Annotated in this window: 14 protein-coding genes; 1 reads left to right on the top strand and 13 read right to left on the bottom strand. The window is 68.7% G+C overall.

Features of this window, described 5'->3' with window-relative positions; all coding sequences use genetic code 11:
• Position 1 precedes the first annotated feature (1 nt).
• From purF to radA, 3 genes are all read right to left on the bottom strand, one after another.
• Positions 2 to 1,486: an amidophosphoribosyltransferase gene (gene purF / locus N8I71_RS18125; protein WP_262879436.1), complete on the bottom strand. Its 1,485-nt coding sequence runs from the start codon at positions 1,484 to 1,486 to the stop codon at positions 2 to 4.
• Positions 1,487 to 1,632: 146 nt separating this feature from the next.
• Positions 1,633 to 2,190, bottom strand: coding sequence for a CvpA family protein (locus tag N8I71_RS18120; protein ID WP_262879435.1), 558 nt, complete (start codon positions 2,188 to 2,190; stop codon positions 1,633 to 1,635).
• A gap of 63 nt (positions 2,191 to 2,253) precedes the next feature.
• Entirely contained in the window at positions 2,254 to 3,621 is a 1,368-nt protein-coding gene (gene radA, locus N8I71_RS18115; protein WP_262879434.1) for a DNA repair protein RadA, read from the bottom strand.
• Between the two features lie 724 nt (positions 3,622 to 4,345).
• On the opposite strand from radA, the gene N8I71_RS18110 reads away from it, so the two are divergent.
• Positions 4,346 to 5,227 (top strand): autotransporter outer membrane beta-barrel domain-containing protein, encoded by an 882-nt coding sequence (locus tag N8I71_RS18110; protein WP_262879433.1) that lies wholly within the window; start codon positions 4,346 to 4,348, stop codon positions 5,225 to 5,227.
• Positions 5,228 to 5,230: 3 nt separating this feature from the next.
• Here N8I71_RS18110 and N8I71_RS18105 read toward each other — a convergent pair whose 3' ends face one another.
• From N8I71_RS18105 to N8I71_RS18060, 10 genes are all read right to left on the bottom strand, one after another.
• Entirely contained in the window at positions 5,231 to 5,611 is a 381-nt protein-coding gene (locus N8I71_RS18105; RefSeq protein ID WP_262879432.1) for a hypothetical protein, read from the bottom strand.
• Positions 5,608 to 6,075 carry a paraquat-inducible protein A gene (locus N8I71_RS18100; RefSeq protein WP_262879431.1) on the bottom strand — a complete coding sequence of 156 codons (468 nt, stop codon included), beginning with the start codon at positions 6,073 to 6,075 and terminating at the stop codon, positions 5,608 to 5,610. The genes N8I71_RS18105 and N8I71_RS18100 overlap by 4 nt, the downstream gene beginning before the upstream one ends.
• A gap of 134 nt (positions 6,076 to 6,209) precedes the next feature.
• Positions 6,210 to 6,578 carry a hypothetical protein gene (locus N8I71_RS18095; protein WP_262879430.1) on the bottom strand — a complete coding sequence of 123 codons (369 nt, stop codon included), beginning with the start codon at positions 6,576 to 6,578 and terminating at the stop codon, positions 6,210 to 6,212.
• Positions 6,575 to 6,997 (bottom strand): hypothetical protein, encoded by a 423-nt coding sequence (locus tag N8I71_RS18090; RefSeq protein ID WP_262879429.1) that lies wholly within the window; start codon positions 6,995 to 6,997, stop codon positions 6,575 to 6,577. The genes N8I71_RS18095 and N8I71_RS18090 overlap by 4 nt, the downstream gene beginning before the upstream one ends.
• Positions 6,994 to 7,740: an ABC transporter ATP-binding protein gene (locus N8I71_RS18085; protein WP_262879428.1), complete on the bottom strand. Its 747-nt coding sequence runs from the start codon at positions 7,738 to 7,740 to the stop codon at positions 6,994 to 6,996. Before N8I71_RS18085 ends, N8I71_RS18090 begins: the two co-directional genes overlap by 4 nt.
• Entirely contained in the window at positions 7,737 to 8,525 is a 789-nt protein-coding gene (locus N8I71_RS18080) for an MlaE family ABC transporter permease (RefSeq protein WP_262879427.1), read from the bottom strand. Before N8I71_RS18080 ends, N8I71_RS18085 begins: the two co-directional genes overlap by 4 nt.
• The gene (gene alr, locus N8I71_RS18075) at positions 8,522 to 9,562 is read right to left on the bottom strand and encodes an alanine racemase (protein ID WP_262879426.1); all 1,041 of its coding nucleotides are present in this window, start codon (positions 9,560 to 9,562) and stop codon (positions 8,522 to 8,524) included. The genes N8I71_RS18080 and alr overlap by 4 nt, the downstream gene beginning before the upstream one ends.
• Positions 9,563 to 9,791: 229 nt before the next feature.
• Positions 9,792 to 11,453: a winged helix-turn-helix domain-containing tetratricopeptide repeat protein gene (locus tag N8I71_RS18070; protein ID WP_262879425.1), complete on the bottom strand. Its 1,662-nt coding sequence runs from the start codon at positions 11,451 to 11,453 to the stop codon at positions 9,792 to 9,794.
• Positions 11,454 to 11,764: 311 nt separating this feature from the next.
• Positions 11,765 to 13,261: a replicative DNA helicase gene (locus N8I71_RS18065; protein WP_262879424.1), complete on the bottom strand. Its 1,497-nt coding sequence runs from the start codon at positions 13,259 to 13,261 to the stop codon at positions 11,765 to 11,767.
• Between the two features lie 234 nt (positions 13,262 to 13,495).
• Positions 13,496 to 14,176 carry an orotate phosphoribosyltransferase gene (locus N8I71_RS18060; protein ID WP_262879423.1) on the bottom strand — a complete coding sequence of 227 codons (681 nt, stop codon included), beginning with the start codon at positions 14,174 to 14,176 and terminating at the stop codon, positions 13,496 to 13,498.
• Positions 14,177 to 14,221 lie beyond the last annotated feature (45 nt).

Below are 14,221 nucleotides of genomic sequence, written 5' to 3'. Positions count from 1 at the left end.
CCTACTCCGCCGCGTGCGGCAGTTCGAATCCCTTCGCGATCATGTCCACCGGGCGGACCGGGTATTCGCCCGAGAAACAGGCGTCGCAGTATTGCGGCGACTTGCCGTTCCGTCCCTGGGCCTCGCCCACGGCGCGATAGAGCCCGTCGAGCGAGACGAACCTGAGCGACGCGACGCCGAGATGGCGCCGCATCTCCTCTTCCGACATCGTCGCGGCCAGGAGCTTTTCCCGCTCGGGCGTGTCGACGCCGTAGAAACAGGGCCAGGCGGTCGGCGGGCTGGCGATGCGGAAATGGACCTCCGCCGCGCCCGCGTCGAGGATCATCTCCTTGATCTTGCGGCTGGTCGTGCCGCGCACGACGCTGTCGTCGACCAGCACCACGCGCTTGCCGCGAATGAGGGCGCGGTTCACGTTCAGCTTCAGGCGCACACCCATGTTGCGGATCTGCTCGGTCGGCTCGATGAAGGTCCGGCCCATGTACTGGTTGCGGATGATCCCCATGCCGTAGGGAATGCCGCTTTCATGGGCGAAGCCGATGGCCGCCGGTGTCCCGCTGTCGGGAACGGGGCAGACGAGATCGGCGTCGGCGGGCGCCTCGCGGGCCAGCTCCACCCCGATCTGGCGGCGCGTCTCGTAGACCGAGCGGCCACCGATGATCGAATCCGGGCGCGAGAAATAGACGTGCTCGAAGACGCAGAACCGCGACCGGCGCGGCTCGAACGGGCGGAAGCTTTCGACCTTGCCGCCGGAGATGACGACCATCTCGCCGGGCTCCACCTCGCGCAGGAAGTCCGCGCCGATGATGTCGAGGGCGCAGGTCTCGGAGCTCAGCACGTGGCCGTCGCCGAGCTGCCCCAGCACAAGGGGGCGCACGCCCAGCGGATCGCGCACCCCGATCAGCTTGGTGCGGGTCATGGCGACGATGGAGAACGCCCCCTCCACCCGTCGCAGCGCGTCCTTCATCCGCTCGGGGATGGTCCTTTGCAGGGACCGTGCCATCAGGTGGATGATGCACTCGGTGTCGCTGGAGGACTGGAAGATCGAGCCGCGCTCGATCAGCTCGCGCCTCAGCTCGTCGGCGTTCACGATGTTGCCGTTATGGGCGATGGCGGCGCCGCCCATGGCGAACTCGCCGAAGAAGGGCTGCACGTCGCGGATCTGGGTCGCGCCCTTGGATCCGGCGGTCGAATAACGCACGTGGCCGATGCCGATTTCGCCCGGCAGCGTCTCCATCACCTTCTGGCTGGTGAAGGTGTCGCGCACGAGGCCGAAGCGGTGGGCCGAGTTGAAGCCCAGTTGCGGGTGGTGGGTGACGATACCGCCGGCTTCCTGGCCCCGGTGCTGCAGGGCATGCAGGCCGAGCGCCACGAAATTGGCCGCGTCCGACACGCCGACGACACCGAACACGCCGCATTCCTCGCGCAGCTTGTCGCCGTCGGCGGGATCGAACGGATGGATGAAGGGGACGGACTCGTCGTCGCGCATCGGGCGTGATCCATGGCAGCTGGCGAGACCCCGATTCCCCCTCGGGGCCCTTCGCACCTCCACATAGGGCAGCGGGGCGCCCCTGTCACCCTGCCTGTCACATGCCTGTCACGTCATGTCGCGGATCGGTACCGACGGGGCCCGGATCACTCGGCCGCGCAGGTTCCCGTCAGCTGGTCGTAACGCTCCATCAGCCAGCCGGGCGCGTCGGAGGGGATCTCCGCCTCGATGGCGGACTGTGCCTGCGCGAAGACCTGGGCCGAGCGGCTGTCGGCGATCTCCGCGATGGGCTCGTCGCCCGCGATCCGTTCGTAGGCGATCAGCGCGACCACGACGAGCAGGGCGCCGCGCGCGACCCCGAAGAGAAACCCGAGGCCCGCATCCACGCCGCCGATGGCCGAGCGCTGCACCGCCTGCGAGAAGACCGGCGTGAACAGCGAGATGAGCACGAGCGCCACGACGAAGACTGCCGCGAAGGAGGCCATGATGCCAAGCTCGCAGGAGCCGCCGATGAACTCGCCGAGATACGGGATCTCGTTCATGAGCGGCAGCGCGTTTGGTGCGAAGACGAAGGCGAGAATCGCCGCGCCGATCCAGCCGAGGATCGACATGACCTCGCGCACGAAGCCGCGCGAATAGGCCAGCACCGCCGAAACCAGTATGACGCCCGCGACGATTCCGTCGAAGATGGTAAAGCCTTCCATCGCTGCCCTTGCCTCTTGCCGTTTCTTGCCTGCCGGTTCTTTCGCGGTCGTCCGCGTCCCGTGTCAACCTGCGCCGAATACCTCTCCCACGAAACGGGGGAGATCCTCCATCGCGCGGATCGAGACACCGCCATTTTCCGCGATATTACATCCTTTGGGCAGGATTGCGGCGGAAAAACCGAGTTTCAGCGCTTCCTTCAGACGATTTTCCGCTTGTGTGACCGGACGCAGCGCCCCCGAGAGCGACAATTCCCCGAAAACGACCGTATCGGCGGGCAGGGCGGCGTCCTCGCGCGCCGACAGCAGGGCCGCGGCCACCGCGAGGTCCGCGGCCGGTTCCGAGATGCGCATGCCGCCGGCCACGTTCAGGTAGACATCGAGCCCCTGGAAGCTGATGCCGGCCCGCGCCTCGAGCACGGCGAGGATCATCGACAGGCGCGCGCCGTCCCAGCCGACCACGGCGCGGCGCGGCTGACTAAGTGAAGAAGGGGCGACAAGCGCCTGGAATTCAACGAGAACGGGCCGGGTGCCCTCGATCCCCGCGAAGACGATCGACCCGGGTGCGGGCGTGTCGCGGTCGCTGAGGAACAGGGCCGAGGGGTTGGGCACCTCGGCCAGCCCCGCGCCGGTCATCTCGAAGACGCCGATCTCGTCGGCCGGGCCGAAGCGGTTCTTGACCGAGCGCAGGATGCGGAACTGGTGGCCGCGCTCGCCCTCGAAATAGAGCACGGTGTCGACCATGTGCTCGACCACGCGGGGGCCCGCGATCTGCCCGTCCTTGGTGACGTGGCCGACCAGCATCACCGCCACGCCGCGCCGCTTGGCGAAGGTGGTCAGCTCATGCGCCGCGGCCCGCACCTGGCTGACGGAGCCCGGCGCGCTGTCCACGGTGTCGAGCCACATGGTCTGCACCGAGTCGACGATGACGAGGTCCGGCACCTCGGCGTCGAGCGTGGTGAGGATGTCGCGCAGGTTCGTCTCGGCGGCGAGCGAGACGGCGGCATCGGCAAGACCGAGGCGGCGGGCGCGCATCCGGACCTGCGCCGTCGCCTCCTCGCCCGAGACGTAGATGACCTTCAGGCCCTTGCGCGCGAAGCTCGCCGCGGCCTGCAGCAGCAAGGTGGACTTGCCGATGCCGGGATCCCCGCCCACCAGCGTGGCGGAGGCCGGCACGAGGCCGCCGCCCAGCACCCGGTCGAGCTCGCCCAGTCCCGAGGCGCGTCGGGGCGGGGGGGCCTCGTCCGCGCGCAGGTCGCTGAGCCCCATGCGCCGTCCCTTGGCCGCGCCGAGGCTCTGCTTCGAGGGGCCCGCCGACAGCGGCGCCTCCTCGGCAATGGTGTTCCATTCGCCGCAGCTCTCGCAGCGGCCGGCCCATTTCTGGGTGACGGCGCCGCAGGACGAGCAGACGAAGCGGGTGACGGGTTTGGCCATGTTCGCGGGTGTAGCGAAGCGGACGGTGAAGGCAAGCGGTGCGGGCATTTAGGAGGGGCGGGGCGGCCCTGTGGCCAGCGCGCCACGGCCTCGATCCCTCTGGAAAACTTTAGTTATCTTCGTTGTGACGATGGAGCAGCCGCTGCTACGGAGGGAATAAGCGAAAAATCGCCAATGAAAGACAAAGAGGATCGAACAGATGCGCATTTTCCCCGAAACAAAGACGTTTGCCGCAGTTTGTCTCGCCAGCACGGCGATCGTGGCGCCAGCGTGGGGGCAGACGTCCGTCAGCGGCGACCTTTCTGCTGCCTCACCTTTTTACACGACGCCAGGAAGTGTCGCAGCGGATGGAAACGGGTTCGTCTACCGAGTGACAGTCACGAATTCTGGCGTCTTTGGTGTCGAATACCCTGCAGCCGTGTCATTTCAAGACCGAGTCGCTTTCTTCCTTACGGATGCCGATCTGACGCAACCTGTTCCAGCGACCGAGACGGTGTCGTCCAGAACTGCCTTCATCAATTTCGGGGCATCAGCGTCTTCCTTTCGCGTTGGTGGCTTTACAGACGGTGATCAGGCCACTGTGACCTACAGCTGTGTATTTGCGTGTCCGGTCTCCGCGCCGTTTGCGTTCGAATTTGTCGGCGCCACACTCGGCTGGGGTCCCACCGTCACCGAAGAAATCGCCAACCTCGCCGCGGGCGCGAATGCCGCCGGTCGTCTTGTCGTGATCAACGCAGGCGGTCTCGCCGGCGACCGCGGCCAGGACAGCCTGACCACGCGCGACGCGATGCTCTCCTTCACCCGCGTGGCCGACCCCGAGACCGGCGAACTGCAGGTGACCCAGTCCACGATGGCGCACGAAGGCATGATGGGCGAGGTCTACACCTGGATCGACCTCACCGGCTTCCGCGCCGAGGATGACGGCACGAACCGCGCCTATTCCGGCCGCGGCCTGCAGATCGGCGCCGACATCGCGCTGGGTCCCGACATGGTGGCGGGCCTCTCCTTCGGGGTGCAGGACCTCGACGGCAGCGTCGGCACCGTCAGCCAGGACGGCGTGCTGCGCTACCTCCAGCCCTACTTCGCCTATCGCTCCGGCGCATGGGCAGGCGAGGCGTCGCTGCTCTACGGACACGGCGATTTCTCGCAGAGCTCGGGCGGCGGCGACGGCACCGGCGAGACGCGCCTGACGGCCCTGACCTTCAGCGGCGGCTACGACATCGCGCTGCAGCCGGGCGTCACGGTCACGCCGATGCTGGGCCTCGTGCACGGGGTCGAGCGGATCGAGGGCGTCAGCGGCACGCTCGCCGGCGCAGGCCGCGAGACGGTGCGCTTCACGCAGGCCTCGTTCGGTGCCGAGATCAGCCAGACGATCGGCGGCGGCGAACTCTTCGGGGGGCTCCACGCCGACTGGCTCGACACCTCGTCGGATACGGCGCTGGTCTCGGACCTCCTGATCGACGACGGCTGGACGGGCCGGCTGGAGCTTGGCCTCTCGACCGAGATCGGCGGCGGCGTCCTTCTCGACACCTCGGTGGAGCTGAGCGGCCTCGGCGGCGACCTGCGCAGCACGAGCGGTTCGCTCCGCTTCGCGTTCCGCTTCTGAGCCTCAGGCCGGGGGTCCGCCCCCGGCCAGACCCGACATCCAGAGATACGCGGTGGCGGCGGCGAACGCGAGAAGCGCGCGGAGCCCCGTGCTCCGCCAGTTGGCCTGCCGGACCTCGGAAAGCCCCTGGTGAAAGCCCCAGGCGAGGCCACCCGCGACAAGGATCGCGGCGGGAAGGCCCGTGCCCGCACCGCCGAGGGCCGCGCCGAGCGCAAGGACCGCGATCCCGGCGATGACCGGCGGTCCGGACCGGCGCGCGAGGTTCAGCGCCATGCCCTTCCGCCGCGCCGCGGGTTCGCCGATGGCACGGCGGAGCCACGACAGGCCCGCAAGTGCTGCGAAGGCGGCGAGAAAGACGGCGAGCGGGATCATGAAGGTCGTCATGTCTGTTTCCGGATGTGGCGGGCCGTGGCGATGCCGATCCCGAGCGAGGCCAGCACGCAGGCCGTGAAGAGCCAGAGGCCCCAGGCGGTCTCGACGCGGCCGACGGCGAGGCCCTTGGCGAGCGTGATGTAGACCGCGATCAAGAAGACGTCGGCCATGGCCAGCTTGCCCAGAAGCTGCAGCGCCGGCAACAGGCGCGTGGGCGCGCGGGACAGGTGGATCAGCGCCAGCAGGACCGTCTTGGCCATCGGCGCCACGAGCGCAAAGAGCGCCACGAGGATCGCGAGCGCGGCCTCGCCGCCCTGCCAGAGGGCGGAAAGCCCCGAGAGGACCGACACCTCCGACAGCCCGAAGAGCGGCAGGAGGCCCGCGCGCATCAGCGGCGCGCCCCAGGCCAGCGGGAAGAGCACCAGGAGCGACAGGTTCAGGCCGAAGAGCAGGCGGAGCATGGACGAGCGGGGCATCGGCAGCAGGTGTGACCTGCCGCCGGCCGGTGCAAGGGGCGGGCGGAGCAGGGGGGCTGTCTGCCCCCCGCCGCCAAGGGCGGCGCCCCCCGAGAGTTTTCCTGCCAGGATGAAGGGTCGGGAGGAAACGGGCTTCACCCGAATTGCCGCATCCAGATCACCGCGCCGCCGATCAGCGCGGTGAGGGCGAAGCGCGTCGCCTCGCCGCGCCACGTCGCCTCGCGCAGGTCGTTCAGCCCCATGTGCAGACCGACGGCGAGGCCCGCGGGAAAGAGGATGGCGATGACGACGACGACGGTGGGAAACCCGAAGAAGGCGCCGGCGAGGACCACGACGAGAAGCATGATCATCGCGGGCACGAGGTGGCCGGTCAGTTCGGCGACAAGCGGGATATGCTCGCGCCGCTCGGTCCGGGCGAGGCGGACGGCCCACTCGATCCCGGCGAGGCCCGCATAGGTCCAGAACAGGGTGGCGACGGCCTCGACGACGGCGATGGGGGTCATCGGGTCTGCCCGGGCGGATCGTCGGGTCCGGGGATCGTCATCGCGAAGAAACCGGGCATCCTGGCGCCCGGTGTCGATGTGACGAGCGCCGAGGCGGCCACGAAGAGGAGCGTCGCGGCGATCACCCCCAGATCCGCGGCCGGCGGCCGGGCGCGGGCGAGCAGCGCGCCGACAAGCCAGGCGGGCCCGGCCACCAGGGCAGCCAGCGGGACCGCGAGGATCGCCGCGGCCGCATGGGAGCCCAGGGCCAGCGCCGCGAGGGCCGCGAGCGCCACGGCGGAGAACACCGCGGTCGCGATGTGCAGCGGTCGGCCGCGCGCCCCGTTGCGCCAGCGCAGCGCCCCCGCCGCCAGCGTGCTGAGCGGCAGGAGGAAGAGGCAGACCGCGAAAAGCGAGCCGATGAGTAGCCCGGCCGTCACCGGAGCGTTCCGATCGGGCCGTCCGCGGCGCCGGTGATGAACTGCCTTAGATAGGAGTCCCCGGCCGCGTCCATCTCCGAGACCGGCCCGTGCCAGCGGATCTTGCCCGCGTGCAGCATCGCCACGCGGTCGGCGATGGCCCGCACGGAACTCATGTCATGGGTGATCGTCACCGCCGTCGCGCCCATCTCGGTCACGATCTCGCGGATCAGCGCGTTGATGACGCCCGACATGATCGGGTCGAGGCCCGTCGTGGGCTCGTCGAAGAAGATGATGTCGGGCTCGGCGGCGATGGCGCGGGCGAGGCTCGCGCGTTTCTGCATGCCGCCCGAGAGCTCGGCGGGATAGAGCTCGGCGGTGTCGGCGTCGAGGCCGACGCGGGCGAGTTTCTCGATGGCGACGGCGCGCGCCTCGGCTTTCGGCAGGCGGCCGGGACCGCGCAGGAGGCGGAAGGCGACGTTTTGCCAGACCGGCATCGAATCGAAGAGCGCGCCGCCCTGGAACAGCATCCCGAAGCGCGCGAGGAAGGCGTCCCGGTCGGTGCGCGTGACGTCCTCGCCATCGAGGAGGATGCGGCCCGCATCGTGCCGGACGAGGCCGAGGATGCACTTGAGGAGGACCGACTTGCCGGTGCCGGACCCGCCGATGACGACAAGGCTCTCGCCCGTCTCGACATCGAGGTCTATGCCCCGGAGGACCTGCTTGGCGCCGAAGGCCTTTGTGACGCCCTCGAGCCGGATCATGCCGAGAAGAACGCTTCCGTCAGGAGGTAGTTCGCCGCGAGGATCAGGATCGAGGCGGAGACCACGGCGCGGGTCGTGGCGCGTCCCACGCCGCGCGCGCCGCGTTCGGAATTCATCCCGTGATAGCAACCCATCACCGCGACGATGCAGCCGAAGACCGCCCCCTTCACGAGGCCCGAGATCACGTCCCAGGCTTCGAGGTAGTCGGCGGTGTTGCGGATGTAGGTCGCCGGGTCGAAGCCGAGCCGCGTGGTGCCCACGAGGTAGCCGCCGAAGATGCCGATCGAGTCGCCCACCGCGACGAGGACGGGGAGCGAGAGCGTGGCCGCGAGGACGCGCGGGACCGTGAGGTATTTCATCGGGTTGGTGGACAGCGTCACCAGCGCGTCGATCTGCTCGGTCACCTTCATCGTGCCGATCTCGGCGGCGATGGCGGCGGCGACCCGACCCGCGACCATGAGCCCGCCAAGGACGGGGCCAAGCTCGCGCGTCATGCCGATGGCGACGATGGAGGGCACCACCGCCTCGGCGTTGAACCGCGAGCCGCCGGCGTAGATCTGCAGCGCGAGCGCGCCCCCGGTGAAGAGCGCCGTCAGTCCCACGACGGGGAGCGAGAGCCAGCCGATGTGCAGAAGCTGGTGCAGCAGTTCGCGCGGATACCAGGGCGGGCGAAGGACATGGCCGAGCGTCGCCCCGAAATAGATCGCGACGCGGCCGATCGCGCCGAGCAGGCCCAGGACGGTGCGGCCGACAAAGGCGAGGGGGCGTGTCGCGGCGCGGATCATGCCTCGCCCGTGTGGCGGCGGTCGTAGCGGGATCCGAGCGAGGTCAGGATCTCGTAGCCGATGGTGCCGGCCGCCCCGGCGAGGTCGTCGACGCCCTGCGACGGCCCGAGAATGTCGAGCGATCCGGGCACCTCGGCGAGGTCTGTCACGTCCACCGTCAGGAGGTCCATGGACACGCGGCCGGCCAGCGGACAGGGCGTCGCGCCCGCAAACAGGGTCGCGCGGCCCGACATGGCGCGGATCAGACCGTCGGCATAGCCGGCCGCGACCGTCGCGATCCGCGTCGGCCGCGTCGCTGTGAAGCTGCAGCCGTAGCCCACCGTCTCGCCCGGGGCGAGGTCGCGGACCTGGATCACCGGAAGCGACAGGCTCACCACCGGCGTGGCGTCCGCGAAGGGCAGCCCGCCATAGAGGCCGACGCCGGGACGCGTCAGCTCGAAATGGTAGTCGGCGCCGAGGAGGATGCCGCCCGTGGCCGAGAGGGAGCGGGGGGCACCGGCACCCTCGGTCATCTCGCGGAACCGGCGCAGCTGCGCCTCGTTGGCCGGGTGGCCTGGCTCATCGGCGCAGGCGAGGTGGCTCATCACGATGCGCAGTGGGCCGGCCTCGGCCTCGGCGCGGACGGCGGCCCAGTCGGCGGGCTCCATCCCCAGCCGGTTCATGCCGCTGTCGAGCTGCACGCCGTAGGGCGCACCGGGGAGCGCGTGGCGGTGGCGAGAGAGTTGCTCGGGGCTGTTCAGCATCGGCGTCAGGCGGGCGCCGGCGAGGATCGCGGCGTCGCCTTCCATGTGGCCGGAGAAGACGCAGATCTCGGGGCCTTCGCCGAGCGCATTGCGCAAGCTGGCGCCTTCCTCGGCGACGGCGACGAAGAAACGCCGCGCGCCTTCACGGGCCAGACGCCGGGCGACGGGGACGGCGCCGAGACCGTAGCCATCCGCCTTGACCACGGCGGCGGTCTCGCAGGCGGTCATGGCATCGAGCGCGCGCCAGTTGGCGGCGAGCGCGTCGAGGTCGATGTGGAGGGTTCCGGTTCCCATGGAGGACTGTCTGGGACGCCGCCGGGGCGGGGTCAAGCGGGATTGGGGGGAATATCAGGGGGCCGGCGAAGGTCGGCAGCAGTCATTCGCCGCGAGAGGGCCTGACGCCCACATGCGGAGGCACCGGCCTTTTGCGGTGACCGGAACGGCATCGGGCGAAGGTGCCATGCGTGAACCAATCCCGATCGTTCCGAGGGTGTCGAGAACCTCGGGACTTGCACCGGGGTGTCTATGACCCCGTTGGTCTCGGCAAGGGCCGCACGGCCGCCGCACGGGCCTCCAGATCGGACATGAGGCGTTGAAAACGCGGGATTTCGCGCAGGGGGTCGAGGTCGGTGTCTCGTTTCATCCAGACCGAGAATACCGCCGCATCCACCCGGGGAAGACAAACCTCGAGCATGTCGAGCGCCGTCTCGTGCTCGCCGAGGTTCGTCATCGCGCAAGCTATGTTGAAGTCGATGCTGGGATCGTCAGGGTCGACCGCCTTGACGCGAATGGCCCATTGCTTCGCGCGCTCGACCTCGCCCAGTCGCGCCAGGGCAAGCACCCCGCACATCAATGCATAGGTATCCGAGGAATTCTCCGCGAGGATGGCTTCCGCCCGGCTGAGCGTGCGCCGGTTCGACTCCAGCGCCTTTTCCTCTTGCCCGGTTGCGACATAGCTCATGTCCAGGTTGGTGACCGCAGAAAGCGCCGTTTCCGAAAGCTCGGTGGCGCGTTCCCAATGCACGATCGCGTCGTGGTGGCGTCCGGTCTGGAAACAGGAACGGCCGTAGAGGAACCGCACGTCGTAGGAATCCGGGTCCAGTTCCAGGGATCGTTCGTGCAGGACGAACGCCTCGTCGAAGCGCCCGAGACCGGCGAGGACACGGGCCTTGGCCGCCAGCGCATCTGCAAGATCGGGGTTGAGCGCGAGCGCCCGCTCCGCCGCCTCCAGCCCGTGATCGTCCGAGGCCGACAGACCGTGGAGCCCGGTCAGACTGATCGCAAGAAGCGCCCAGGCCCGATCGTACTCGGGATCGATTTCCAGCGCCTGTCGGGCCAGGCGGCTGGCAATCGCGTAGTTGCTGCGGTCCAGTCGCGCGTGGTGGTAGCGGGCCTGCATGTAGAATTCGAAGGCTGCCGGATTGTCGGTCGGCCGCGACGTGATCGCCTCGCGTTCGGACGGGATCAGCCTGATCCTGAGCGCGGCGACCACGGCCTGGGCGATCTCGTCCTGAAGCGCGAATATTTCGGTGAGGTCGCGGTCGAAGCGATCCGCCCAGATCGGGTGCCCGGTCGCGCCATCGACCAGCTGGGCGCTGATGCGCAGGCGGCTGCCGGACTTCCGGACGCTGCCCTCGACCACATGGGTCAGGTTCATGCGCTGTGCGACCTCCGCCACGTCGATGGCGCGGCCCTTGAAGGTGAAGGCCGTGTTTCGGGCCACGACGGACAGGGCGGCAACCTTGGAGAGATCGGTGATGATGTCCTCGGTGATCCCGTCCGAGAAATACTCCTGGTCGGGGTCGTTCGAGGTATTCACGAAAGGAAGCACGAGTATTCTCGGGTTCGGGTTGGCGGGTGTCCCGGCCCGGGGCGCGGCAACGGCCGCGCCTTCCTCCACCGAAAGCACGAATTGGTATCCCCGCCCCGGTATCGTGGCGAGCGCCTTGGGACCGACCGCCTTTCGCAGGGCCGAGACCTGAACGGTGAGATTGCCTTCCTCGACGGCGACATCCGGCCAGACCGCATCGAGAAGCTCTTCCCTCGTCAGGACACGGTGCCGGTGTGTGACGAGCAGGCGCAGCAGGTCGAAGGCCCGCGCCCCCAAGTTCACTTCCTCTCCGTTCCGGGTCAGCATGCGCTCGTCCAGGGCCAGCACGAATTCGCCGAAGCGGTAGTAGGTCAACGCGCCGTCTCCAGGATTGGCTTGCCAATGCTCTGAAATGGAAGCTGAGCGAAATGGCCACCGGGCCAGACAAGAAGAAACAACAGTTCCGCGTTTTGCAACGGTTTTAACGGGTTGGAGGAACCCCAAACCCGGAGGCGACGGCAAAACGGACGTTGCTAAACGGTCCGGCGAGGGTCTGCCTGTGCCCGGGGCGCGGACTGCCGTGCCTGATCCCGACGGCGGCTGCGGGACCCGAATACGTCGGTCTCCGGATGGTCATCGAAGGCGCGGTCGGGGCCGAAGGCCGAAGGCCGAAGGCCGACGCCCCCTCAATACTCGCCCGCCCCCTGCTGCCAGGGCTTCACGAGGTTCCCGAAGCGCGTGTAGCGCCCGTCGAAGCTCAGCTCGATGTTGCCCACGGGCCCGTGGCGCTGCTTGCCGATGATGACCTCGGCCTTGCCGTGCAGCGCCTCCATGTCCTGCTGCCACTTGGTCATGGCCTCGAGGTTGTCCTCGCCCGGCTTCTCGCGTTCCTTGTAGTACTCGCCCCGGTAGACGAACATCACCACGTCCGCGTCCTGCTCGATGGACCCCGACTCTCGCAGGTCCGAAAGTTGAGGGCGCTTGTCCTCGCGGTTTTCCACCTGGCGGCTGAGCTGGGAGAGCGCGATGACGGGAATGTCGAGCTCCTTGGCGATGGCCTTGAGCCCCTGCGTGATCTCGGAGACCTCGTTGACGCGGCTGTCCTTGGCGGTCGCGGGGCGCACCAGCTGCAGGTAGTCGATGATCAGCAGGTCGAGGCCCTTTGGCGAGCGCTTGAGGCGCCGCGCGCGGGCCGAAAGCTGGCTGATCGGCAGGGCGGGGGTGTCGTCGATGTAGAGCGGGCAATGCTCCAGCTCGCCGGCGGCGCGGAGGTAGCGGCGGAACTCCTCCTCGGTCAGGTCGCCCTTGCGGATCAGTTCCGACGGGATCTCGGCGGCCTCCGACAGGATCCGCTGGGCAAGCTGCGCCGAGGACATCTCGAGGCTGAAGAAGCCCACGACGCCGCCGTCGACGGTGCCGACCGTGCCGTCCTCGCGCCTTCCCTCCTTCCAGGCCTTGGCGACATTGAAGGCGATGTTGGTGGCGAGCGAGGTCTTCCCCATCGAAGGCCGCCCGGCGAGGATCAGGAGGTCGGAGCGGTGCAGGCCGCCCAGCATCCGGTCCATCTCGATCAGGCCCGTGGACAGGCCAGCGAGCTTTCCCTGCCGGTTATGGGCGGCGTTGGCGGTCTGCACCGCCTCGTGCAGCGCCGACAGGAACGACTGGAAGCCGCGGTTGGTCGTGCCGCTGGAGGCGAGCTTGAAGAGGTCGCTCTCGGCGCTGACGATCTGGTCGTCGGGGCTCAGGTCGTCGCGCATCGTGCGCGCCCGGTCCGAGATCGAGGCGCCGAGGTCGATGAGCGACCGGCGCAGCGCGAGGTCGTGGATCAGTTGGGCATAGTCGCGCGCCGCGCTCGTGGCGATGGCCGACAGCTGCAGCTTCACGAGGTATTCCGCGCCGCCAAGCTCCTTCAGGCCGGCGATGTCGGAGGCGAAGTTCTTCAGCGTCGTGGCGTCCGTGGCGAGCCCCTTGGCGATGCGCGAGGCGGCGAGCTGGAAGATCTCGCGGTGCACGGGATCGAAGAAATGCGCGGGTTTGACCAGGTCCTCGACCCGGTCGAGCACGTCGTTGGCGGTGAGGATCGCGCCGAGCAGCTGTTGCTCGGCCTCGAGATTGTGCGGAAGCGCGAAGGTCTCGTCGGTACTCGACGCCTGGCCCGCCGGTACGGGCAACTGCTCGTTCATGATCTCACCCCTGGCCTGTCCGTCCCTCCGTCCGCGTCTCGCGGAGGGTGTGTCGGCGGGTATACCCTCACCGACTGCGGCGGCGTCAATCGCGGGTGTCCTGTGAGTATCCTGTTAGCCGTTCCGGCTACCAGATGTGGTCCACTTCACTCGCCCCGCCGCATCATCTGGCGTGTAGCGTAACAGGAATGTGTCGGATTCGCCACGGCCCAAGCGTGACGCGCGGAAGATGCGTCACGACAGGCCGCGCGCCGCCCGCCAGCCCTCGGGATCGGCGAGGAATCGCTCCACGTCGGCGAGCGTCGCGTCGTCGAAATCGCCGCCGCGGCGCGCCTCGGCGATCACGTCGGCCCAGGTGGTGAGCCAGTGCAGCGTCAGCCCGTGGCCGGCCAGCCGGTCGAGCGTGTCCTCGAAGATGCCGTAGTAGAAGACCACCGCGGTGTGTGCGCAACTTGCCCCTGCGGTCCGGATCGCGTCCACGAATTTCAGTTTCGATCCCCCGTCCGTGGTGAGGTCCTCGACGAGGAGGACCCGCGCGCCCTCGGGCATGTCGCCCTCGATCTGGGCGGCGCGGCCGTAGCCCTTGGGCTTCTTGCGCACGTAGGACATGGGCAGGCCCATCCGCTCGGCCACGAGGGCCGCGAAGGGGATGCCCGCGGTCTCGCCGCCGGCGATGTTGTCGAAGGCCTCCAGGCCCGCGTCGCGCATCACCTTGCAGGTCAGGAAGTCCATCGTGGTGGAGCGCACGCGCGGGTGCGAGATGATCTTGCGGCAGTCGAGATAGGTCGGCGCCTGCTTTCCGCTCGCATGGGTGAAGAGGGTCTCGGTGTTGAAGTGCACCGCGCGGATGTCGAGCAGCATGCGCGCGGTCATCCGCGCCATGGTCGCGTCGTCGGGATATGTGCTGGGGATCATCTGGCGTCTCCTCTGGCGATCGGGGTGGCGCGGCGTGGGGCATCC

The organism is Roseicyclus sediminis (assembly GCF_025515305.1).
Lineage (GTDB): Bacteria > Pseudomonadota > Alphaproteobacteria > Rhodobacterales > Rhodobacteraceae > Roseibacterium > Roseibacterium sediminis.
Note: the sequence above shows the minus strand (reverse complement) of the source record. Positions and strands in the feature narration are given on the sequence as shown.

Bases quoted from the DNA above. Each gene is read 5' to 3' on its own strand.
- purF (WP_262879436.1), bottom strand. From the start codon at position 1,486: ATGCGCGACGACGAGTCCGTCCCCTTCATCCATCCGTTCGATCCCGCC.
- N8I71_RS18120 (WP_262879435.1), bottom strand. From the start codon at position 2,190: ATGGAAGGCTTTACCATCTTCGACGGAATCGTCGCGGGCGTCATACTG.
- radA (WP_262879434.1), bottom strand. From the start codon at position 3,621: ATGGCCAAACCCGTCACCCGCTTCGTCTGCTCGTCCTGCGGCGCCGTC.
- N8I71_RS18105 (WP_262879432.1), bottom strand. From the start codon at position 5,611: ATGACGACCTTCATGATCCCGCTCGCCGTCTTTCTCGCCGCCTTCGCA.
- N8I71_RS18100 (WP_262879431.1), bottom strand. From the start codon at position 6,075: ATGCCCCGCTCGTCCATGCTCCGCCTGCTCTTCGGCCTGAACCTGTCG.
- N8I71_RS18095 (WP_262879430.1), bottom strand. From the start codon at position 6,578: ATGACCCCCATCGCCGTCGTCGAGGCCGTCGCCACCCTGTTCTGGACC.
- N8I71_RS18085 (WP_262879428.1), bottom strand. From the start codon at position 7,740: ATGATCCGGCTCGAGGGCGTCACAAAGGCCTTCGGCGCCAAGCAGGTC.
- N8I71_RS18080 (WP_262879427.1), bottom strand. From the start codon at position 8,525: ATGATCCGCGCCGCGACACGCCCCCTCGCCTTTGTCGGCCGCACCGTC.
- alr (WP_262879426.1), bottom strand. From the start codon at position 9,562: ATGGGAACCGGAACCCTCCACATCGACCTCGACGCGCTCGCCGCCAAC.
- N8I71_RS18065 (WP_262879424.1), bottom strand. From the start codon at position 13,261: ATGAACGAGCAGTTGCCCGTACCGGCGGGCCAGGCGTCGAGTACCGAC.
- N8I71_RS18060 (WP_262879423.1), bottom strand. From the start codon at position 14,176: ATGATCCCCAGCACATATCCCGACGACGCGACCATGGCGCGGATGACC.